This window comes from Winogradskyella psychrotolerans RS-3, from assembly GCF_000427335.1.
Taxonomy (GTDB): domain Bacteria; phylum Bacteroidota; class Bacteroidia; order Flavobacteriales; family Flavobacteriaceae; genus Winogradskyella; species Winogradskyella psychrotolerans.
Genome location: NZ_ATMR01000098.1, coordinates 119,293 through 141,959 on the forward strand (window position 1 = coordinate 119,293; position 22,667 = coordinate 141,959).

Annotated in this window: 17 protein-coding genes and 3 pseudogenes; 10 read left to right on the plus strand and 10 right to left on the minus strand. The window is 33.5% G+C overall.

Translation table 11 applies throughout. The features are described from left to right. Positions 1-126: 126 nt before the first annotated feature. Positions 127-1,392 (minus strand): 2-oxoglutarate dehydrogenase complex dihydrolipoyllysine-residue succinyltransferase, encoded by a 1,266-nt coding sequence (odhB, locus tag ADIWIN_RS10410; protein WP_020894740.1) that lies wholly within the window; start codon positions 1,390-1,392, stop codon positions 127-129. 49 nt (positions 1,393-1,441) lie between these two features. Continuing rightward, positions 1,442-4,223: pseudogene (locus ADIWIN_RS10415) on the minus strand (2-oxoglutarate dehydrogenase E1 component). A 114-nt stretch (positions 4,224-4,337) separates the two neighbouring features. Between ADIWIN_RS10415 and ADIWIN_RS10420 the strand changes: the two are divergent. The 6 genes and pseudogenes from ADIWIN_RS10420 to ADIWIN_RS10445 all read left to right on the plus strand — a co-directional run bounded on the left by ADIWIN_RS10420 (position 4,338) and on the right by ADIWIN_RS10445 (position 9,764). Next, positions 4,338-4,883 (plus strand): hypothetical protein, encoded by a 546-nt coding sequence (locus tag ADIWIN_RS10420; protein ID WP_040756955.1) that lies wholly within the window; start codon positions 4,338-4,340, stop codon positions 4,881-4,883. Positions 4,884-5,081: 198 nt separating this feature from the next. Beyond that, positions 5,082-6,480, plus strand: a pseudogene (gene nirK, locus ADIWIN_RS10425) (copper-containing nitrite reductase). A 4-nt stretch (positions 6,481-6,484) separates the two neighbouring features. Next, positions 6,485-7,267, plus strand: coding sequence for a formylglycine-generating enzyme family protein (locus tag ADIWIN_RS10430; protein WP_040756975.1), 783 nt, complete (start codon positions 6,485-6,487; stop codon positions 7,265-7,267). 161 nt (positions 7,268-7,428) lie between these two features. After that, entirely contained in the window at positions 7,429-8,031 is a 603-nt protein-coding gene (locus ADIWIN_RS10435; protein ID WP_040756977.1) for an SCO family protein, read from the plus strand. Between the two features lie 9 nt (positions 8,032-8,040). Continuing rightward, positions 8,041-9,300 (plus strand): alginate export family protein, encoded by a 1,260-nt coding sequence (locus ADIWIN_RS10440; RefSeq protein WP_020894748.1) that lies wholly within the window; start codon positions 8,041-8,043, stop codon positions 9,298-9,300. 14 nt (positions 9,301-9,314) lie between these two features. Beyond that, on the plus strand, positions 9,315-9,764 hold the full coding sequence (locus tag ADIWIN_RS10445; protein ID WP_020894749.1) for a hypothetical protein: 450 nt from the start codon (positions 9,315-9,317) through the stop codon (positions 9,762-9,764). A 39-nt stretch (positions 9,765-9,803) separates the two neighbouring features. Here the strand turns inward: ADIWIN_RS10445 and ADIWIN_RS10450 are convergent, their stop codons facing one another. The 8 genes from ADIWIN_RS10450 to ADIWIN_RS10485 form a co-directional block, all read right to left on the minus strand. Continuing rightward, entirely contained in the window at positions 9,804-10,253 is a 450-nt protein-coding gene (locus ADIWIN_RS10450; protein ID WP_020894750.1) for a pyridoxamine 5'-phosphate oxidase family protein, read from the minus strand. A 38-nt stretch (positions 10,254-10,291) separates the two neighbouring features. Further along, positions 10,292-11,116, minus strand: a complete 825-nt coding sequence (locus ADIWIN_RS10455) for a universal stress protein (RefSeq protein ID WP_051155449.1) — start codon at positions 11,114-11,116, stop codon at positions 10,292-10,294. Positions 11,117-11,186: 70 nt separating this feature from the next. Continuing rightward, on the minus strand, positions 11,187-11,651 hold the full coding sequence (locus tag ADIWIN_RS10460; protein WP_020894752.1) for a hemerythrin domain-containing protein: 465 nt from the start codon (positions 11,649-11,651) through the stop codon (positions 11,187-11,189). Beyond that, entirely contained in the window at positions 11,623-12,834 is a 1,212-nt protein-coding gene (locus ADIWIN_RS10465) for a hypothetical protein (RefSeq protein WP_020894753.1), read from the minus strand. The genes ADIWIN_RS10460 and ADIWIN_RS10465 overlap by 29 nt, the downstream gene beginning before the upstream one ends. Before the next feature lie 110 nt (positions 12,835-12,944). Beyond that, a complete protein-coding gene (gene ric / locus ADIWIN_RS10470; protein ID WP_020894754.1) occupies positions 12,945-13,676 on the minus strand; it encodes an iron-sulfur cluster repair di-iron protein in 732 nt (243 codons plus the stop codon). Positions 13,677-13,726: 50 nt separating this feature from the next. Beyond that, a complete protein-coding gene (locus ADIWIN_RS10475; RefSeq protein ID WP_020894755.1) occupies positions 13,727-14,161 on the minus strand; it encodes an RrF2 family transcriptional regulator in 435 nt (144 codons plus the stop codon). A gap of 296 nt (positions 14,162-14,457) precedes the next feature. After that, the gene (locus ADIWIN_RS10480) at positions 14,458-14,808 is read right to left on the minus strand and encodes a hypothetical protein (protein WP_020894756.1); all 351 of its coding nucleotides are present in this window, start codon (positions 14,806-14,808) and stop codon (positions 14,458-14,460) included. Between the two features lie 6 nt (positions 14,809-14,814). Further along, entirely contained in the window at positions 14,815-15,789 is a 975-nt protein-coding gene (locus ADIWIN_RS10485; protein ID WP_040756962.1) for a polyprenyl synthetase family protein, read from the minus strand. 153 nt (positions 15,790-15,942) lie between these two features. On the opposite strand from ADIWIN_RS10485, the gene ADIWIN_RS10490 reads away from it, so the two are divergent. The 4 genes and pseudogenes from ADIWIN_RS10490 (at position 15,943) to ADIWIN_RS10505 (ending at position 22,603) form a co-directional block, all read left to right on the plus strand. Further along, the gene (locus ADIWIN_RS10490; RefSeq protein WP_040756964.1) at positions 15,943-16,548 is read left to right on the plus strand and encodes a TetR/AcrR family transcriptional regulator; all 606 of its coding nucleotides are present in this window, start codon (positions 15,943-15,945) and stop codon (positions 16,546-16,548) included. After that, a pseudogene (locus ADIWIN_RS10495) lies at positions 16,548-17,893 on the plus strand (TolC family protein). The gene ADIWIN_RS10490 and the pseudogene ADIWIN_RS10495 overlap by 1 nt, the downstream one beginning before the upstream one ends. Positions 17,894-17,907: 14 nt before the next feature. After that, entirely contained in the window at positions 17,908-19,089 is a 1,182-nt protein-coding gene (locus tag ADIWIN_RS10500) for an efflux RND transporter periplasmic adaptor subunit (RefSeq protein ID WP_020894762.1), read from the plus strand. A 52-nt stretch (positions 19,090-19,141) separates the two neighbouring features. Then, a complete protein-coding gene (locus ADIWIN_RS10505) occupies positions 19,142-22,603 on the plus strand; it encodes an efflux RND transporter permease subunit (RefSeq protein ID WP_051155450.1) in 3,462 nt (1,153 codons plus the stop codon). Positions 22,604-22,667: the final 64 nt, after the last annotated feature.

A 22,667-nucleotide genomic window follows, 5' to 3' on the forward strand; every position in this document is an offset into this window, starting at 1 on the left:
ATATCGGCAAATATTGCAGTTAATTTCTTTAGTTAATTTTAATTAGTTTAGTTAGGTGCTCTTTGTTAGGAGCAAAAAAGCGCAATCTCAATGAAATTGCGCTTTTTTTATTTATAAATTTAAGTCCTATAATTCTAAGGCCTTCTTAATATTATTATCCATTAATAATTCTTCAGGACTTTCTAATGCTTCTTTTATTGCAACTAAGAATCCAACTGACTCTTTACCATCAATAATTCTATGATCGTAAGATAAAGCCACATACATCATAGGATGAATTTCCACATTACCATTTACGGCAATAGGACGCTCAATAATGTTATGCATTCCTAAAATTCCACTTTGAGGAGGGTTTATTATTGGAGTAGATAACATACTTCCAAACACACCACCATTAGTAATAGTAAATGTACCACCTGTCATTTCATCAACAGTGATTTGACCGTCTCTAGCTCTTAATGCTAAACGTTTAACTTCAGATTCAATACCTCTAAATGATAAATTCTCTGCATTTCTAATCACTGGCACCATTAATCCTTTAGGACCTGAAACGGCTATACTAATATCTACAAAATCATAAGTCAACATTTCCTTACCATCTATCATAGAATTTACTGCTGGATACATTTCTAATGCTCTTACAACAGCTAGCGAAAAGAAACTCATAAACCCAAGACCTACTCCGTGCTTCGCTTTAAAATCTTCTTTATATTGCTTACGCAATTCAAAGATTGGTGTCATATTAACCTCATTAAATGTGGTTAACATTGCTGTTGTATTTTTAACTTCTACTAAACGTTCAGCAACTTTACGACGTAACATAGACATTTTGCTATGAGATGTTCCTCTATTGCCCCCAGTTGGAGTTCCCATCGATGGCACCGCTTTTACAGCATCATCTTGAGTAATCCTACCATCTTTCCCAGTTCCTGAAACGGCGCTAGCACTTATTCCTTTTTCAGCCAATACTTTCTTAGCTGCCGGACTTGCAACTCCAGAAGCATAAGTGTTTTTAGCAGGATTTGAAGCTTTTTTCCCTGTATTTGGAGTTTGCTCTTGTTCCTTCTTTAATTCGTCAGCAACATTTTTGTCACCACCACCTTCATCACCACCTTTGTAAGTTTCAGGAGCATCTCCTCCACCTTCTGGTTTCGCTGCACTTGTATCGATTAAACAAACAACGGCACCTACAGCAACAGCATCACCTTCCTCTGCTTTAAGAGTAATAATTCCACTGGCTTCTGCTGGTAACTCTAAAGTTGCCTTATCACTATCTACCTCAGCAATAGCTTGGTCCTTTTCTACATAATCTCCATCTTGCACTAACCATTCTGCAATTTCCACCTCAGTAATTGATTCGCCTGGTGAAGGCACTTTCATTTCTAAAATCATATTGTTTTATTTATAACCTATGGTCTTACGTTGTTTTTGTTTGAAGATATCAATATTTTGATACCTTAATTTTATTATCTCTGGTTGTTTTGGTTTTATCAAAAACAAAATCAATAACTTCTTTATGCCTTTTCTTAGAACGCACAGAACTTCCTGCTGCTGGTGCACCATAAGGTCTTCTACTTGCTGATCTAAACTGTCTAGCTTCATCAAAATGCATTAGTAAATGACTATAAGCTCCCATGTTTCTTGGTTCTTCTTGAGCCCAAACAACATCATCTGCATTTTTTATATTTTTTAAGTATCGCTCTCATATCTTGAGATGGCAAAGGAAATAATTGCTCTATTCTAACTAAAGCGACATCATCTCGTTCTAGATTTTCTTGTTCCTCTAATAAATCATAATAAAACTTACCTGTAACAAAAACTAGCGTTTTTACTTTGTCGGCTTTAGCATTAGCATCATCAATTAACACCTGGAAACTTCCATTTGCAAATTCATCAACAGTAGAAACTACTTTTGGATGACGTAATAAACTTTTTGGAGTAAATACAATTAACGGCTTTCTATAATTTGCTTTTATTTGTCTACGTAATAAATGGAACATGTTTGCTGGTGTTGTACAATCGGCAACAAACATATTGTCTTTAGCACATAATTGTAAATAACGTTCCATGCGACCAGATGAATGCTCTGCTCCCTGACCCTCATAACCATGAGGCAATAACATTACTAATCCATTCTGTAGCTTCCATTTATCTTCTGCAGCAGAAATATATTGATCGAGCATTATTTGTGCTCCATTACTGAAATCACCAAACTGTGCTTCCCAAATAGTTAATGTTTCTGGACTTGCCATGGCATAACCATAATCAAAACCTACGACACCATATTCTGACAATAATGAGTTATATATAAAAAATCTTCCTTGTTTATCACTTAACTTATTATGGAGAACAATCTCTTCTTCACTGTCTTCAACTTTTACAACCGCATGACGGTGAGAAAACGTACCACGCTCTACATCTTGCCCAGAAATACGGATATCATTACCTTCTAATAATATAGAACCATAAGCCAAATGTTCTGCCATTGCCCAATCTAATCGATCTTCATCAAACATAGTTTGTCTCGATTCTATTAAACGTTGAATTTTTCTTATGAATTTTTTATCCTCTGGTAAATTCGATATAACCTTAGTAATCTTCTCAAGCGCTTCTTTAGGATATGTAGTATCTACAGTCACCATCATCTTATCCTCTTGTGCCGAACTAAAATTAACCCACTCATTTTGCATAAATGGAGTAATCTCTGTTTTCTTAACCTTACGAGAATCTTCAAGCTTTTCTTCAAGCTTATCTTTGTACTCTTTTTCTATTTTAGCAACAAAATCGTTATTAATAACTCCTTCTGCTAATAAGCGTTCTGCATAGATATCTCTTGGATTCTTATGCTTTGCAATCGCTTTATATAATAATGGTTGTGTAAACTTAGGTTCATCACCTTCGTTATGCCCATATTTTCTATAACCCAACATATCAATAAATACATCGCGCTTAAATTTCATTCTAAAATGTAAAGCAAATAATGTCGCATGTACAACAGCCTCAACGTCATCCGCATTAACATGTAATACTGGTGAAAGTGTGACTTTACCAACATCTGTACAATAGGTACTAGAACGTGCATCTAAATAGTTAGTTGTAAACCCAATTTGGTTATTGACTACTATATGTATTGTTCCGTTGGTTTTGTAACCATCGAGTTGTGCCATTTGAATCAACTCATATACTATACCTTGACCTGCAATTGCAGCATCACCATGAACAATAATTGGTAATACTTGAGATGGGTTATCTGCATATTTGTCGTCTTGCTTTGCTCTAACGATACCTTCTACAACAGCTCCAACCGTTTCTAAATGCGAAGGATTTGGTGCTATATTTAAATTAATTTTTTTACCTGCATCACTAACACGATCGCTTGTCCAGCCTAAATGGTACTTTACATCACCATCAAAGACTTCTTGCTCGTAATCTTTACCATCAAACTCGCTAAAAATATCTTTTGCAGATTTACCGAAAATATTTGTTAATGTACTCAAACGACCACGATGTGCCATTCCCATTACAAATTCTTTTACATCATAACCAGAAGCGTGCTCTATTAAAGCATCTAATGCTGGTATTAATGCTTCACCTCCTTCTAAAGAAAAACGTTTTTGACCTACATATTTAGTATGTAAAAAGTTTTCGAAAGAAACAGCTTCATTCAGTTTTCTTAAAATTGTTTTCTTCTGATCTGGAGAAAACTGCGGGTGATTATCATTAACATTGAGCTTTTGCTGAATCCACTGAATTTCTTCAGGTTTTCTGATGTACATATATTCTACACCAATAGATTCACAATACACTTTTTCTAAGTGATCGATAATAACTTGAAGTGTCACAGATCCTAAACCTAAAACATCACCAGCTGAAAAAACAGTCTGTAAATCGTTTTTAGACAATCCGAAATTTTCAATTTCTAATGTAGGAGCATACTTACGTCTTGCGCGTACAGGATTGGTTTTAGTAAATAAGTGACCTCTACTTCTGTAGCCATCGATAAGTTTTAGAGCCTGAAATTCTTTTTGAAGTTGTTCCGGTATTTGAGTAGAAACACCTTCTACAATTTCACCATCTAATCCATAGTTTTCAGATCCGAAGTCGTAACCTTGAAAAAAGGCACGCCAACTTGGCTCTACAGAATCAGGGTTTTTGAGGTATTGGTCGTATAAATCAGCAAAATATGCTGTATGTGCCGCGTTGAGAAAGGAATATTTATCCATTTTACTTTTTGAGACGTTGTCGTTTCAACATAATTTATTCAAAAATACAACTTTTGGTAAATATAGATAAGGATTTATTATATTTATAACATATTGAATAGAACAAATTAAACTATGACAAATTTGAAGCATTTTCACAAGCCTAAAATAGTATTGTGTACTTTTTTGGTGTGTTTTTTTACATTATTTTCATTCGCTCAAAAATCTACTACTTATAAAAGCAACTTTTGGAGCCAAGTAGAATATGGAGGAGGGATTGGTTTAAATTTTGGAAATGGGTTTTTTAGTGGGTCTTTAGCACCTAATGCCCTCTATCGATTTAACCCTTACGTCGCTACCGGAATTGGTGCTAACTTCTCTTATAGCAGTCAAAAGGATGTCTTTAAATCTACCGTTTTAGGAGGTAGTCTTATAGGCTTATTTAATCCTTATAGAGAAATTCAGATTTCAACTGAATTTGAACAATTACATGTTAGTCGTAAATTTGATGACCGTTATGTAACAAATCTTGATGAAAACTATTGGTATCCAGCATTATTTTTAGGTGCAGGATACACCAATGGAAATGTGACGATTGGTATTAGATACGATGTCCTTTACGACAAGGATAAAAGTATTTACACCGAAGCTTGGATGCCCTTTGTACGGTTTATATTTTAAAGCTCTGATTTAATTTAACTTACACACTTTTCCTAACTATTAATACATTACCTTATTGATTCACGACTTTAAATAGGATAATTTTGTCCTAAATATGATATTTATCATATTTTCCCTTAGAATTCTCTTCTATTTTTGTTAAAAATCAAACCAATGAAAACAATGCTAAAACCAATTATCTTTAGCCTAACATTATTAATGTTTAGCTGTGGAAACTCAGAAAAAAAAGAGCAAAATTCATCTACTGCAGAAATTCCCGTCAGTAGAGAAATGATGGCAGAGCTTACGTCTCCACCAAATGTACCAACCCCCATTGGAAGACGAAAAGCCAAAAAAACTTATCGTTAATATGGAGATCCTTGAAGAGGAAGGAGAATTAACAGATGGAGTAAAATACGTTTATTGGACCTTCGGTGGTTCAGTTCCTGGGAGTTTTATTAGAACACGAGTTGGTGATGAAGTCGAATTTACGTTATCCAATCATCCCGATAATAAATTACCACACAATATAGATTTACATGCCGTTACAGGTCCAGGAGGTGGAGCAGAGTCTTCTTTTGTAGCACCAGGACATGAAAAAACATTTTCGTTTAAAACATTAAATCCAGGACTCTTTGTTTACCACTGTGCAACAGCACCTGTTGGAATGCATATTGCTAACGGAATGTATGGTCTTATTCTTGTTGAACCAGAAGGAGGATTACCACAAGTAGATAAAGAATACTACATTATGCAAGGTGATTTTTACACCAAAGGTAAAAATGGTGAACGTGGCTTACAACCCTTTGATATGCAAAAAGCAGTTGACGAAAATGCTGATTACGTTGTGTTTAACGGAAGTGTTGGAGCATTAACAGGCGACAATGCGTTAACAGCTAAAGTAGGCGAAACAGTTAGACTATATGTTGGTAATGGTGGTCCCAACCTCGTCTCTTCTTTTCATGTGATCGGTGAAATATTTGATAAAGTACACGTTGAAGGTGGAGACCTAATAAACGAAAACGTACAAACCACACTAATTCCGGCAGGAGGTGCAGCTATAGTGGAGTTTAGAGTTGATGTTCCTGGAACATTTATTTTAGTAGATCATTCTATTTTTAGAGCTTTTAATAAAGGCGCTTTAGGCATGCTTAAAGTTGAAGGTGAAGAACAAAAGAAAATCTATTCTGGTGAAATCAGAGAAGGTATTTATTTACCTGAAGGGCCAGGAATACAAAACATGCCGACAACTAATGAAATTGTAGAATCTGAAATTCCTGCAAAATCTTTCGAAGAACAAATGGAGTTTGGAAAACAAATCTATATGCAAAACTGCTTTGCTTGTCACCAAAGTGAAGGACAAGGTATTCCTAATGCATTTCCTCCATTAGCAAAATCAGATTATTTAAATGCAGATGTAGATCGTGCCATTGGAGTTGTCGTAAACGGATTAAGTGGAGAGATTACTGTAAACGGAAACAAATACAATAGTGTAATGACCAAACAGATGATTTCTTCAGATGATGTGGCTAACGTATTAACCTATGTTTATAACAGTTGGGGAAATTCTAAAAAAGTGGTGACCGAAAAAATGGTTGACGACGTTAAAAAGAAATAATATTATGAAAACCAAAGTCTTTAGTGTGTTCATAGTGTGTTTAGTGGTTCAATCTTTAATGTTTGGGCAAACTAAAGACATGGTTCTTATAGAAGGGAGTCGCTATATTCCTTTATACGGAAGAGATTCTACAGTAGTTGAAGTCAGCGATTTTAATATGGATATCTATCCTGTATCTACAGAAGATTATAAGCAGTTTTTAAAAGACAATCCAAAATGGAGAAAATCTAAAGTCGTAGCGTTATTTGCAGATAAAAGTTATTTAACTAATTGGAAAACTGATTTAGAACCTAAAGATTCTATTGATCTTAACAGTCCGGTTAATTATGTATCCTGGTTTGCAGCAAAAGCCTATTGCGATTGTCAAAATAAGCGTTTACCCACAATTGATGAATGGGAATATGCTGCCATGGCAGACGAAACCACAAAAGATGCGCGTGTAAAACCATCTTATAACGCACAAATTTTAGCCTGGTATGAAGCCCCTAGAACAAAAGAAAATCGTATTGGCGAAACACCAAAAAATGCTTGGGGAGTTTACGATTTACACGGTTTAGTTTGGGAGTGGACTCTAGATTTTAATTCGGTATTAATCACCGGAGAATCAAGAAAAGATGTAGATAAGGATAGTAATCTATTCTGTGGAAGTGCAGCAATCAACGCAACAGATTTAATGAACTATGCCGCATTTATGCGCTATGCCATTAGAGGAAGTTTAAAAGCTAAATACTCTATGAAAAATTTGGGTTTTAGATGTGTACAGGATATTAAAAAAGAAAACAAATGAACTTTTCAAAGAAAAATCACGAACACGGAATCCATATAAATACCGTGAGTAACTATTTAAAATTAATAGTCGCAGCATTCGTATTGCTAATAGTCGCAACATCATGCAAATCGGATACAGCAAAAACATCTGAAACTGCATTAGCTATGTATCAATGCCCAATGCAATGTGAAGAAGATAAAACATATGATGAAGCTGGTAGTTGTCCTATTTGTAAAATGGATTTAAAACACGTAGAAACAGCTTCAAAAAACCTTGAAAGTGGCGAAATTTCAGAAGAATCTATTTTCAACCTAACGAGTAAATGGCATACTGAAGAAGGTAAAGAAATTCAACTTGAAGACCTTAAAGGAAAAACTTTGGTCATGGTAATGATTTACACCTCTTGTAAAGCAGCTTGTCCAAGATTGGTAGCTGATATGCGACATATTGAAGCTCAAATTCCTGCTAAAAATGTTAAGAATGTACAATTTGCACTCATCTCAATTGATCCTGAGACTGATACTCCCGAACGTCTAAAAGCATTCGCCATAGAAAATGAAATGGACGGCGAACAGTGGACATTCTTGCAAGGTACAGATGGTGGAGTTCGCGAATTTGCCAATGTACTATCTGTAAAATATAAAGAGATTTCGCCTATAGACTTTTCTCATTCTAATATTATTAGTGTGTTTAATTCTGGAGGAGAGTTAAAACACCAACAAGAAGGTTTAGGTGTTGATAATAAAGAAACTATTGACGCTATTCTTCAGTTAACCCAATAAAAATTAAAGATGAAAACACTACTAACAATTCTTTGCTTAGGAGTTGTAATGACGTCCTATGCTCAAGAATTTGAAATTTCGGCAGAATTAAGACCACGATTTGAATACAGACAGGGTTATAAAACGCTTATTCCAAATGACACAGATGCTGCAACATTTATATCGCAACGTACACGATTAAATTTCAACTACGAAAGTGAAAAATTAAATGCTTTTGTGTCGTTTCAAAATGTGAGAGTTTGGGGAGATGTTGGTACTACGTCTTTAGAAGATAAAAATGGAATTGCATTGCATGAAGCTTGGGCAGAATTAGTATTCAATCCAAAATTAACCATAAAATTAGGACGACAAGAAATCAGCTACGACGACCACAGGATTTTCGGAAATGTAGGCTGGGCACAACAAGCCAGAAGCCATGATGCCTTAGTTACTACCTACCAACCAAATACAACTAATCGCTTAGATTTTGGTTTGGCTCTAAATGCAAATGAAGAAACCGTATTTGATACAGATTACTACGTTAATAATTACAAAGCCTTTCAATATATCTGGTATCATACCAACTTAAAAGAAGTTGGCTTAAGTGTTTTACTATTGAATAACGGCTTAACATACATAAATGAAAACGACGAGCAGAAAGTAGATTATAACCAAACTATAGGTTCTCGGTTTACTTTTGAAAAAAACAAATGGCATACAGATGCTTCCATCTATTTTCAAATCGGAAAAATTGCAGACACAGATTTGAGTGCTTTAAATATTGCGGTTAATGCATATTATAAAATCAACACTGAATTTAAAACTGGGATAGGCGCCGAATATCTTTCAGGAACTGATATGAACACGTCAGAAAACAAATTAAAATCATTTAATCCTTGGTTTGGCACTAATCATAAATTTAATGGACTAATGGATTATTTTTATGTGGGCAACCATTCTAATTCTGTTGGATTATTAGACCTTAATGCTTCATTAGATTATCAAAAAGAACGGTTTTCAGCAAAACTAACTCCTCATATGTTTACATCTGCAGCGACTGTTGTAGACCTAACAGGTAAAAAAATGAGCAACGCTTTAGGCACTGAATTAGATTTGGTATTGGGTTATAAATGGACAAAAGATATCAGTTTTAATTTGGGTTATTCGCAGTTATTTGCCACAGAAACGATGGAAGTTTTAAAAGCAGGAAACAAAGATAACACTAACAATTGGGCTTGGTTAATGATTACGGTTAGGCCAAGTTTATTTAAAACAACACTTAATAATTAAAGCGCTATTTTATCATGAAAACAACACTCACATTTCTACTTTTTGTTTTAATTCTAAGCTGTAAATCAGAACATAAAAAACCTGCTGAAGCTACTATAGAAACTGAAACGGTTTCTACAACTGATACTGACAAACTACATCTAAATAATGGTAAAAAATGGATGGCCAATATTGAGACTGACAACGGAATGAAGAAAATAGATTCCATTTTAAAAACGCACAATGTAATTGTGGAGAGTAATAGTCTAGATATAGCAAATGCCCTATCGCAACAAACGAGCTACATTATTAAAAGCTGTGATATGAAAGGTAAAGCTCACGACCAACTTCATGTCGTATTGCTGCCAATATTAGAGGAAGTTTCAAATTTAAAAGAAGCACAAAATGTTACTGATCATAACAAAAGCGTAATAGAACTACAGAAGTTAACGGCAGCGTATTTCAAACATTTTACAACCTATTAAAACTACACCATGTAAGTATCAAAGATTCAGAAATCTTATTTAGTCATGTCTTAATTTCCCTGTAAGTTCTTCTATATTTATAATAAAGATTGTAGGAATTTCTTCAGAATCTATTTTGGCAGAAAACTCGCTGATAAAATCTAAATCGCGTAACTCTTTTCGCATTATAACATCTTTTACTCCTAAGGAAAACTCATGTAACATGGCTTTTGCACTACTGCGTTCAAGTTCTATAAATTGACCATGAGCTACAACAGATCTCCAATTGGTAATTGAAGTTATTTCATCAACTTCTATGGCTACTTTATTATGTTGACGCATGGCATTAATTTTATGTCCATCACCTGAGTAACAAATAATTCTATTGTCTGAATAAAAATATGTAATAGGCACTACAAAAGGTTTATTTTGATAAATATATGCTAAATGCCCTATGTAATTTTGGCTCAAAATTAATTGACACTCTTCTTTTTTTAAGGACTTAATCATAACGTTAAATTTTAAATTTATCTATTTTAAACACTTGCCTAATGACTGTGTAGTACTAATAATGGTAATTTCATTCTCGATTTTAATTCTTTGCCTGGAGAGGCACTAAATAAGCGTTTTAAAAACGATTTATCCTGAGTAATAAAAGCGGTCATATCTATAGTATTGGTTTGAAGATAGCTTGAAACAGCATGGTCTATTGGCACACCTTCCACTAAATGATATTTAGAATCTAACAATGCAATTCTTTCCTTATCTTGTAATGAAATGTGAGACGCATCATTTTCTGAAGTAATTCTGAGGATGTGAAGCTTTAATTTAAAATCTTTTACAAAATCTATAATATGCTCTAGTAAGCTATTATTTAAATTATCTTCTGTATTTAGGGACACCAAAAATTGTTTAACGGGCGAAAAACTATAATTACTTGGTATCACTATAGTTTTGCAATTTACTTTCTCAATGACATTAATCGTATTACTACCAAAAACAACCTCTTTTACATTAGAAACGCCATTACTCCCCATGATTACAAAATCGATAGAAAATTTTTTAACGACTTGATTAATCGCATCGGTAAATACATCAAAATCTATTAATATCTCAAACTGATAGTCATTTGTTTTAGTCTCATTTTTCAGTTTTTCGATTAAGGCATTGAGTTTCTCCTTTGGTTTTTTAGTGATAGAATCGTGAATAGAATCTTTTGGCGACATTAATAAGTCGTCCGATACATAACCACTTATTTTATGCACATACAAAATGTAAAATGTACATTTTTCAGACTCAAAAAACTGCATTGCATACCGAATAGCATTTGTAGCATTCTTAGAGAAATCCGTAAGTAAGAGTATCTTTTTCATGATCATAATCTTATACTTAAAGTTACGGAAACTTATTAAGAGCTGCAATGACATAAATCATATATTGAATTTACGACTTCCAAAACACATCACTTTCGTTGTCTTCAAATTTTTCAGGTTGATGGATAATTTCAATTTGACGTAGTTGTGCTTCAGTTGCTACTTTCTGAATCTCGGGAAACAACACGCGTTCTTCAAATCGGATGTGTTGCTCTAATTCTTCTTCAATTTTACTCAAAGTTTTTAAGTCGTCTTCACGATCTTCAAACAAGCGCTTTAAACGCCTGTGTTCGGTTAATGCACGTTTTACCAATTCGTTTTCAGTATTTAAAATGGAAAAAATGTGGGTTTCTTCTATTTCAAAATGTGGAATTAAGTGGTTTTCAAAAAACCAATCTGCATAGGCTCTAATGCGTTTAGGGTCGATTTTCTTACTAAATCCGGCTCTAATTTTCCAAGACAATAATAAACCATGATGATGCTCTCTGCTTAAAGGTTGAAGTGCTTTATGTCGTTTTTGCGGTTTTGGTTGCATAATTTTTGTGTTTAATAATAGTGAATAATAGCACACTGATACCTAATGGTAAAAGAATACTAAATAAGAATAGTAATAGATAATAATGAGGAAGAATTCCGGTTCCGAAATAAAACATAATACCTTGACTTAACAGCAGTACTTCAGTTAATACAAAACCCAATAGGAAACTATAAATACCAAAATTTAAAGTTTTAGAATCAATTAGTAAGTTGCTTTTCAAAATAAAGGCAAATAAAAAGCCAGAAACCACACCCAACATGAGTAAGTGAATAAACCCGATGACAAAATTACGATGATTGTAAACTACTGTAGAGAACTCTGGTAAAATGGATACTGCTTGAAATAATACTTTTAAGATAAAACAAACCAACGCAAAACTATACATGTAAACTACAAGTTTATATTCTTGCTTAAACACTAAATGTTGATTCAGTTTTATAAGTTGAAGGAATTTATAAAGCGCAACAACTTGAAGTACCACACCTACACCATTAATCCAAGGCAAACTAATATGAGGCGCAAACCATTGAATTGGCAATGCAAATGTTAGTACTGTAGACGCTATTAATAACTTAAAAAACTGCCGGAATAATTTAGAGTTTTCAACTTTTAATAGATGAAAAAAGACCGTAATAACAGCAATTAAAAACCAGCCATTAAACTGAAAATGCAAAAAGAACTGAATAGCAATTTGATAAAATGCCGAAGTTGTCCCAAGGATAGAAACTGCTGGTCCTAAACACCAAACACCAATGGTAGAAATCATCATAAATAGGAGAGACGATTTTAATAACTTTTCGGTTACGGTAGAATCTGTTTTAAGGTGTTTCCAAATGAGATACACAAAGTAATAACTACAAAATATGTGTAATGTTGAAAATGCTATAGACATTGCTGCATAACCTTGTATCGGAAAACTAACCATCATACCAACAACAGCAAATTCTGTGAGCCAAAATAAGCGATTAAAAATCTTTGGCTCATTAGGAATAAAATAATGAACACATAGCGTGAATAACATTAAGTAAACCCAACCCAACATGGCTACATGAGAATGTGCATGCGTTAAAAATCTATAATTTAATCCAATGGACTCTAAAAATGAAAAGCGTAATGCCAAACCCATTACCGCAGCAATTAGAAAATTAATTAAACATATGACGACTAATTTTTTTGGCATTGTTAAGATTACGATTTAGTAAGATACAGATTAATAAGAAGAAAATCCCAAAATGCAAGGGAATAACATCTTAGGATTTTTCTAGTTTAAAAACGTATTAGGGATGACTATTAACTCAACTGTTGTTCTAATTTTATAGCTTCAGGAAATAAAATATTATTCTCTAAATGAATGTGTAAATGCAGATCTTTTTCAAATTCATCTAACATCGCAAACGTAACTTTATAGGTGTTACAAGCATCTGCAGGTGGAGTGTAATTATTAGTAAGTTCATCAATTTCTCTAAAACGCTCACCTTCGGTATCATGCTCTTCCATCATCATCGCAATTGGGTTTTCTACTGTACCGAATTGTGGTGATTGAATGGCTTCACTTTTTAGTCTAGCATTCACCATTCTTTTTACAAAAGGAAAAAGTATGAGTTCTTCTTTCTTCATATGCGATGTTAATTCGCCTGCAGAAGCTGTAAATAATTCATTGATTTTAAACAATTCTGGATGACGCTCTCCATGCACACGGCACAATTTATCTAAAAACTGACGTAGCACGGGGATTTTTTCTTCTACATATCTGTGGTGTTTCTTTTCAATATACTCAGCCAATAAATCTAAAGGCCAAGATTTGTAATCTATAGTTTCAGCTCCTTTAGAATTTAAAACCTGATTAATTTCATCCATTAGCTGATTGCTATCAATGCCTTTTTTATCGCAAGCCTCTTCTACTGTTCTATTACCATTGCAACAAAAATCTATTTTGTATTTAGAAAAAATCGCAGCTGTTCTAAAATCGTCAGCAACATATTGTCCTATTTCTTTTTGGGTATTTTCTCGAAGTGTTTCCATATTATATTTTTATTTCGGATAAATTTATCCTATTTATATTCAAATTTTTTTTAGATCTTTAAAAATGAGACTCCAGATTTGATATCTAAAGCTAATTGCTCTAAAGTTGTGTTTTCTAGCATTTCTCTTAGTTCTTCTCTAACGACTTTAAATTTATCATGTACAGGGCAAGGATGATTTTCATCGCAGGTATGCAAACCTAATCCACAGCCTTTATAGATATTATCACCATCAATAGCAAAAACAATTTGAGAGAGTTTGGTTGTGGCAATTTTATCTTTTTCAATTTCAAAACCACCATGAGCACCTCTAACAGATTGCACAATGTCATTTCTAACTAAGGCTTGTAAAATTTTAGCAGTAAACGCCTGAGGAGAATCAATCTCTTCTGAAATTTCCTTTGGACTTACACGTCTATGTTCTGAAGAATTAACAGCAATAAAAATTGCGGCTTTTATTCCGTATTCACAAGCTTTAGAAAACATCTTTTATATTGTTTTATAACACAAAAATACAATTGTTTTTTAAATAAGACAAATTTATCCTATATAAATTATTTCAGATATTAATAACTGATTAAAATATTAGGTATTCGTTTAAAGATTGGGATCAATTAGCTCTTCATAGCTTTAAAGTTAATACACCTTATTCTTATAGTAATTATGAAGTATAACAAATGAACAATAAATTCAATTTTCTTTTTCTGTTAAGCTATAATTTTAGTCTTTATTCTAGATTCTAGCAGCACAACGGTCTTTTATCTTTTATAAAATCACAGTCTTTAAGAATATTTCGCCTTATACCAAACCTTTTGCCATTCGCGTTGTAGAATCATAAAGGTCACGTCTTCAGATAATCGTAACGCATCACTGCCATCGAGGTTTCTGATTTTAACCTCAGAAACATCGATAATATAAAGTAGGTTTAAGTAGTCTGAAAATTTAGAGTTTATCAGATCATAAACGGTTTCTTGAAGCACTAATTTTAAACTTATAGGCAAGGTTTCTTTATCTAACTCTAAATCGATATTAGCATATAACAAATCTTTATTAAGTTGAATAATAAGTTTCTTATACAGTTGTAACTGTTCAGCCTCAACAATTAAATCCTCAAAATTTGATGGTAAACTCATTAGAAATTAAACACGTCTATTCATTAATTGTTCTCCAAATACCCTAAGTGATTGCTTTTTATCATTTGAGATATTTAAAGCTTCTAAGACTTCAAAAGCCTTATTGGTATAATCCTTAACAGCATTTTGAGTAGCATCTGCGGCACCAGATGTATTGAATAACGCTTTTACTTTTTCAACTTTATTACTGTTAGGAAGCTCTAAATTAGACATAAAAGTCTTTAAATTTAAGGTGTCATCTTCAGACCCTAACTCCATCGTTTTCAGGTATAAATACGTTTTTTTGTTTTCAATAATATCTCCACCGACTTGTTTTCCGAAGGTTTCAGGATTTCCAAAAGCATCTAAATAATCGTCTTGCAACTGAAATGCGATGCCTAAAAGTCGACCAAACTCATAAATAGAATTCTGATCTTCAATAGAAGCATTAGCAACAATAGCTCCCATTTTCATAGCTGCACCAACCAAAACAGCTGTTTTGTATTCAATCATTTTTAAATATTCAGAAATTATAACATCATCACGTGTTTCAAAATCAATATCATATTGTTGTCCTTCACAAACCTCTAAAGCCGTTTTGCTAAATAATTTCGCTAGTGCTTGGAATATTTGTGGTTCATAATTTTCAAATAATTGATACGCCATAATTAGCATAGCGTCTCCTGAGAGAATTCCGGTATTTAAATTCCATTTTTCATGAACGGTTTGTTCTCCTCGTCGTAAAGGTGCATCATCCATAATATCATCGTGTACTAACGAAAAATTATGAAAAACCTCAATTGACAATGCTGCGTCCATAGCTTTATCGGCATTTCCTCCAAAAATTTCAGCTGTCATTAAAGTCAAAATTGGGCGTAAGCGTTTGCCTCCTAACTGAAGAATATAGTTTATAGGATTATATAAATTTCCAGGCTCTTTATCTACTGCAAAACCTTCTAAATATTTTAGAAAAGGCTTTTGATACTGTTCTATATGTTGCATTTGACAAAAATAATGCATTAAACATATTTTAAGCTAATGTTAGCTGTGTTAAAAAATCATTAAAACTTCGGAAACTTTTTTGGTTTTTAAAGTTTCCTATTGTAAATTTGCTCCATAATTAAAAAAGGTCTTCCGCCTAACCGGAACACGATGATGAAGGATAAAATAATATTAAAATCTACGGATTTGTTCTTAAACTTAGGATTTAAGAGCGTAACCATGGACGATATTGCTAATGAAATGGGGATTTCTAAAAAAACGATTTATCAACATTTTCAGAATAAAACAAAATTAGTTGAAGCTACTGCAATGCATGTTTTTAACTGTATTTCACATGGTATTGATTGCATCTGTGAGCTAGACAAAAACCCAATAGAAGAAATATATGAGATTAAGCGGTTTGTAATGCTTAACCTAAAAGACGAAAAATCGTCACCTCAATATCAGCTTCAAAAATACTATCCTAAAATTTATGCTTCACTAAAAAGAAAGCAATTCGAAAAAATGCTTGGCTGTGTAACCCGTAATTTAGAACGTGGTGTAACCCAAGAATTTTATAGAGACAGTATAGATATTGATTTTATAGCACGATTCTATTTCAACGGTATGATTTCTTTAAAGGATCAAGATATTTTTCCACACGAAACTTATGCAATGCAAAACCTAATGGAAAATTATATAGAATACCATTTAAGAGCTATTTGTTCAGCCAAAGGACTAGAAACATTAATACAAATACAAATCAACCAAAATAACTAATGAAAAAATCACTAACATTACTGATAGGATTTATCATCTTCCAAATCGGGTATTCGCAAGAACAACCCACAAGTCTTTCGCTTCAAGAAGCTATAGATTATGCTTTGGAAAACAATAGATCTGCCATTAATGCTTCACGAGATATTGAAGCTGCAAAACAACAGAAATGGGAAACTACAGCAACTGGTTTACCTCAAGTAAGTGCAAGTATAGATTATCAGAACAATTTAAAGCAGCAGGTGCAATTAATTCCTGCCGAATTTTTTGGTGGTCAATCCGGAGAATTTGCAGAAGTTATGTTTGGTACTAAACAAAGTATCACGGCTTTTGCAACCTTAAATCAAAAAATATTTGATGGGTCTTATATTGTGGGTCTACAATCTGCCAAAGTCTTTTTAGAAATATCTAAAAATGCTAAAATAAAGACCGATTTAGAAGTCAGAAAAGCGGTTATTGAAGCTTACGGAAATGTACTCTTGGCAGAAGAAAGCATCAAAATTTTTGAAAGAAATATTGATGTCTTGGAAAAAAATCTTTTCGAAACACAGAAAATTTACGAAAATGGATTGGGAGAAGAAGAAAGTGTTGAACAACTACAAATCACCCTCTCTGGCGTAAAAAGTAACTTGAATAATGTTGAAAGACTAAAAAAGTTGGCCTATCAGATGCTAAATATTAATTTAGGATTAGATGTTCAAAATACTATGGTATTAACGGATAATCTAGAAACATTAACTGACCAAAACATCTCGTTAGCAGATTTAGATACAGAAAATAATCCGGAAAGCACGATTGATTATTTAATTGCCTTAAATGACACAAAAGCAAAAGAGCTAATGGTTAAATTAGAAAAAAGCAAAGCTTTACCAACCCTTAATGCATTTATTAATGGTGGTTATTCTGGCTACAATGAAGACTTTTCATTTACCAAAAAAAGTCAACCTTGGTTTGGGTCTTCATTATTTGGTATTAGTTTAGATATTCCCATTTTTAGTTCAGGAATGCGAAGTGCCTCAACACAACGTGCAGCAATCAACCTTGAAAAAGCACAAACAGAATTAACCGAAACCGAACAACGCATTAAACTTCAGATTGAATCAGCAAAGAGTGATTACCAATTCGCTATTGAAGATTATGCCAACAAAAAAGAGAATTTAGGTTTAGCAGAACGTATTGAAACTAAAACCAAACCAAATTTTTTGAAGGCATTGGCTCTAGTTTTGAGTTGAGACAAGCCCAAACACAATTATACACAGCACAACAAGAATTACTTCAAGCGATGTTAGATGTTATAAACTCTAAAGCCGCTTTAGAAACCGTTCTAAACACACCAATCAATAATTAAAAATCACCAATAAAATGAAATACATATATCCACTATTAATCGTTGCAATCGTATCGATTTCGTGTTCTGGCGAAAAGAAAAATTCTGTAGAACAAGTTATTAAAAGTGATAATCTTGAAACTATAAGAACAAAAAGAGGTCAACTTGTTGCTGAACAAGAAGCCATCAACGATGAAATTAAACTTTTGGATGAGAGAATAAAAACGTTAGATACCACAAAGCATGTCCCTTTAATTACAACCTTTAAAGCCCAAGCTGAAGTTTTTAACCATGTTTTAGAATTACAAGGAAACGTCACCACTAAAGACCTTTTAACCATTACACCAGAATACAATGGTATTTTAACTAGAGTCTATGTAAAGGAAGGTCAGAAAGTAAATAAAGGACAAATTTTAGCAAAGATTGACGATGGTGGTTTAAGTCAACAATTGGCACAATTAAAAATTCAAGCAGAATTAGCAAGAACAACTTACGAGCGTCAACAGCGACTTTGGGAACAGAATATTGGAAGTGAAATTCAATTTTTGCAATCAAAATCTACTTACGAATCGCAACAAGAAGCCGTAAACCAATTAAACCAACAAATTGCTAAAACAAATGTTACAGCGCCTTTTTCTGGTACTATTGACGATATTATTACGGAGCAAGGAAGTGTTGTTGCTGCAGGCCAATCTCCATTAATGCGTATTGTGAATTTAGACAATATGTATATTGAAACTGAAGTACCAGAACGTTATGTTTCAGACGTTACAAAAGGAAAAAGTGTAAGTGTTAATATTCCTGTTTTAGGAAAAACAATAGAAACAAATATTCGTCAAGCTGGTGATTTTATAAATCCTGCTAACCGAACTTTTAAGGTTGAAGTTGGCATTCCTAACAACGACAAATCTATTAAACCAAATTTATCTGCGCGTTTAAAAATTAATGATTACACCAGTGAAAAGGCCTTATTAATTCCACAAAGTGTCGTTTCAGAAAATTCAGAAGGAGAACAATATGTATATGTTGTTACGGATAAAAATGCAAAAGGTATTGGTACCGCAAAACGTGTGATTATTGAAACAGGAAAAACTCAAGATGATATTATTGAAGTCTTAAAAGGTCTTGAAGATGGATCTGAAATTATTAAAGAAGGTGCACGTAGCGTACGAGATGGACAATCTGTTGAAGTTATTAATTATGAAACTAAAAACTAATGACTGAAAATAAAAAAATACCGAAAAGGAATTTGGTTGGTCATCGTGGGCAATTAACAATAAAACCACAATGTATGTGCTTATTGCTGTATTTTTCTATTTGGGAATTTCAGCTTTTTTCGACATGCCAAGAGAAGCATTCCCTGAGGTTAATGAAACTAAAATTTACGTTAGTACCATTTATCCAGGAAACACTGCTGAGGATATTGAAAAGTTAATTACAGATCCTGTAGAAGACAAGCTAAAGACGGTTAGTAATGTTGTAGAAATTACCTCAACATCACAAGAAGATTATTCTATGGTGGTCATAGAATTTGATGAGAACATTACTGTAGAACAGGCCAAACAGAAAGTAAAAGATGAAATTGATTCGGAAACAGCTGGCGAAGATTGGCCAACATTTAACGGAGCAAAAGTAGAACCTGATGTTTTTGAATTAAGTCTTTCGGAAGAAATGCCAATTCTTAACATTAATATTTCTGGTGATTATCCTATTGAAAAATTAAAGGATTTTGCCGAATATCTTCAAGATGAAATAGAAGATTTACAAGAAATAAAAAAGGCAGATATCCGTGGTGCTCAAGAGAAAGAAGTTGAAGTAGCGGTGGACATCTACAAAATGATGGCGGCCAAAGTAACGTTTAATGATATTCTTGGTGCTATTGGAAATGGAAATATCACACAATCTGCAGGTAACTTAAAAGCCAGCGGACAACGACGTACCATACGAATTATTGGAGAAATTGAAAAACCGTCAGAACTTGAAAACTTCGTTGTAAAATCAGACAATGGCAGTCCTATCTATTTAAAAGATGTGGCCACTGTTTCATTTCATGAAGAAGATAAAACCACATTCGCAAGAAAATCTGAAAAACCAGTAGTAATGTTAGACGTTAAAAAGCGTGCTGGTAAAAACATGGTTGCTGCTGCAGAACAAACACAGGTTATTGTACAGAATGCTATAGATAATGTATTCCCAAAAGATTTAGAAGTTACCATTACAAACGATCAATCACCGGTAACGATTGGGCAGGTAGATGATTTGGTAAACAACATCATTTTTGGTGTTATTTTAGTAGTTACCGTTTTAATGTTCTTTTTAGGGTTTAAGAATGCGCTCTTCGTTGGTTTCGCCATTCCAATGTCTATGTTTATGTCGCTTATGATTTTAGGTCTTATCGGCTATAGTTTAAATACTATGGTACTTTTTGGACTTATTATGGGACTTGGAATGTTGGTAGATAATGGTATTGTAGTTGTTGAGAACGTCTATCGTTTAATGGAAGACGAAGGTATGGGCCGTATTGAAGCGGCTAAAAAAGGAATTGGAGAAATTGCATATCCTATAATTATTTCTACAGCAACAACAGTTGCAGCCTTTGTACCTTTAGGACTTTGGCCTGGTATCATGGGAGAATTCATGAAGATTTTACCAATTACCCTATCCATCGTCTTAGGATCTTCTTTAGTTGTTGCTATATTTTTTAATTCCGTGTTAGTATCTCGTTATATGACTACTGAGGATAAAGACATGCCTTTAAATCAAATTATTAGAACTACAGTTATTGTAGCCGTGATTGGAGTCCTTATTTTAATTTTTGGTGGTACATATCGTGGTTTAGGAACCATTATGATTTTTACAGCGATTATGCTTTGGGCTTATCGATTTTTCATCAGAGGTTGGGCAAATAGTTTTCAGAACAAAGCCTTAGTAAGATTAGAAAATTGGTATGAGCGTCGTTTACGAAATGCATTGTCTAAAAAGCAACCTTACATTTTAAGTATTGGAACGTTTCTATTGTTAATAGCTGCGTTCATAGCTTTTGGAATTTCATTATCTACGCAACGTACAAAAGTAGAATTCTTCCCAGATAATAAACCCAACCAAATTATTGTCTATATAGAATATCCACAAGGTACAGCCATTGAAAAAACCAACGCCATTACCGCACAAATAGAAAAACGTGTGGATGCAGTTATTAATGCAGACCAATACATGGATGGCGACAGAAACTTTCTAGTAGAAAGTGCTGTTTCTCAAGTTGGTGAAGGAGCCGGAAACCCACAGACAGATATGGGATCTGGTGCTGAAATGCCACATAAAGCTAAGATCACAGCATCTATGCGCGAATACAAATTTAGAAAAGGAGAAGACAGTGAGCTTTTACGTCAAAAAGTACAAGAAGCTTTAGTTGGTATTTTCCCTGGTGTATTAATTTCTGTTGAAAAAGATGCCAACGGACCACCTGCAGGTTCCCCAATTAATATTGAAATAGACGGTAACGACTATAACGAATTAATTGCGACTGCAGAGCAAATGCGAACTTTTATTAACTCTAAAAATATAGCAGGAATTGACGAGCTTAAAATAGATGTTAATAAAGACAAACCTACCATGTTGGTTGAAATTGACAGAAAAAAAGCAGGCGAATTAGGGGTTACCGCAAAACAGATTGGAGATCAATTACGTAATTCTATCTTTGGTTCAAAAGCAGGGATCTACAAAGAAGACGGAGACGATTTTGATATCTATGTCCGTTTTAACGAAGCCAATCGTTATGATAAAAGTGCCCTTTTTAATCAGAATATTACGTTTAGAGATAATACGGGTCAGATAAAGGAAATTCCATTATCTACAGTTGCGAAACAGAAAAACAACTCTGGTTTTAGCGCCATTAAGCATAAGGATACCAAGCGTGTTGTTACCGTTTATTCGGCTTTATCACCAGGTTATACGGATGCTGGCGCCATTGTAACCCAGATTCAAAATGAAATGAGAAGCTATGAAGGCTTAGCTGATGATATTCATATTGATTATACAGGTCAGATTGAAGAGCAAAATAAACAAATGGCCTTTTTAGTTGGTGCCTTTTTCACTGGACTCGGTTTAATTTTCTTCATACTAATATTTCAATTTAACTCTATCTCTAAACCAACCATTATTATGATTGCGATTTTCTTGAGTTTTATTGGTGTCTTTGGTGGTATCGTAATTTCCGGAAGTGCTTTTGTTATTATGATGACTATGGTTGGTATTATATCGTTAGCCGGAATTGTAGTAAATAACGGTGTGGTCCTTTTAGACTACGCGCAATTACTGATTGATAGAAAGAAAAATGAATTGGACTTAGAGGAATCCGATTATTTAACCACTGAAGATCTTTTTGAAAGTATCGTTAGAGCTGGTAAAGCCCGTTTAAGACCTGTGTTATTAACTGCAATTACAACTATTTTAGGGTTAATACCTTTAGCTATTGGTTTAAACATCAACTTCTTTACGTTGTTTGCAGATTTTGATCCAAACATATATATGGGTGGAGATAACGTGGTATTTTGGGGACCATTAGCTTGGACTGTTATTTATGGTTTATTTGTGGCAACTTTCCTAACGCTGATTGTAGTACCTATTTTGTTCTTTTTAAGTATAAAGCTAAAAATGTGGATGCGTAGAACGTTTACTTCAGAACCTTTAAGAGCTTCCGAAGTTGTAGAAATCGAACAAATTGAAGCTTAAACTTAGATAATAATCACGACTTAAAATCGGGACTTAAAATCTAGTATAAATAGTGATTAACAAA

Excerpts from the sequence above, each read along its gene's own strand:
- odhB (WP_020894740.1), bottom strand. The coding sequence starts at position 1,392 with ATGATTTTAGAAATGAAAGTGCCTTCACCAGGCGAATCAATTACTGAG.
- ADIWIN_RS10420 (WP_040756955.1), top strand. The coding sequence starts at position 4,338 with ATGACAAATTTGAAGCATTTTCACAAGCCTAAAATAGTATTGTGTACT.
- ADIWIN_RS10430 (WP_040756975.1), top strand. The coding sequence starts at position 6,485 with ATGAAAACCAAAGTCTTTAGTGTGTTCATAGTGTGTTTAGTGGTTCAA.
- ADIWIN_RS10435 (WP_040756977.1), top strand. The coding sequence starts at position 7,429 with ATGCAATGTGAAGAAGATAAAACATATGATGAAGCTGGTAGTTGTCCT.
- ADIWIN_RS10440 (WP_020894748.1), top strand. The coding sequence starts at position 8,041 with ATGAAAACACTACTAACAATTCTTTGCTTAGGAGTTGTAATGACGTCC.
- ADIWIN_RS10445 (WP_020894749.1), top strand. The coding sequence starts at position 9,315 with ATGAAAACAACACTCACATTTCTACTTTTTGTTTTAATTCTAAGCTGT.
- ADIWIN_RS10450 (WP_020894750.1), bottom strand. The coding sequence starts at position 10,253 with ATGATTAAGTCCTTAAAAAAAGAAGAGTGTCAATTAATTTTGAGCCAA.
- ADIWIN_RS10455 (WP_051155449.1), bottom strand. The coding sequence starts at position 11,116 with ATGAAAAAGATACTCTTACTTACGGATTTCTCTAAGAATGCTACAAAT.
- ADIWIN_RS10460 (WP_020894752.1), bottom strand. The coding sequence starts at position 11,651 with ATGCAACCAAAACCGCAAAAACGACATAAAGCACTTCAACCTTTAAGC.
- ADIWIN_RS10465 (WP_020894753.1), bottom strand. The coding sequence starts at position 12,834 with ATGCCAAAAAAATTAGTCGTCATATGTTTAATTAATTTTCTAATTGCT.
- ric (WP_020894754.1), bottom strand. The coding sequence starts at position 13,676 with ATGGAAACACTTCGAGAAAATACCCAAAAAGAAATAGGACAATATGTT.
- ADIWIN_RS10475 (WP_020894755.1), bottom strand. The coding sequence starts at position 14,161 with ATGTTTTCTAAAGCTTGTGAATACGGAATAAAAGCCGCAATTTTTATT.
- ADIWIN_RS10480 (WP_020894756.1), bottom strand. The coding sequence starts at position 14,808 with ATGAGTTTACCATCAAATTTTGAGGATTTAATTGTTGAGGCTGAACAG.
- ADIWIN_RS10485 (WP_040756962.1), bottom strand. The coding sequence starts at position 15,789 with ATGCAACATATAGAACAGTATCAAAAGCCTTTTCTAAAATATTTAGAA.
- ADIWIN_RS10490 (WP_040756964.1), top strand. The coding sequence starts at position 15,943 with ATGAAGGATAAAATAATATTAAAATCTACGGATTTGTTCTTAAACTTA.
- ADIWIN_RS10500 (WP_020894762.1), top strand. The coding sequence starts at position 17,908 with ATGAAATACATATATCCACTATTAATCGTTGCAATCGTATCGATTTCG.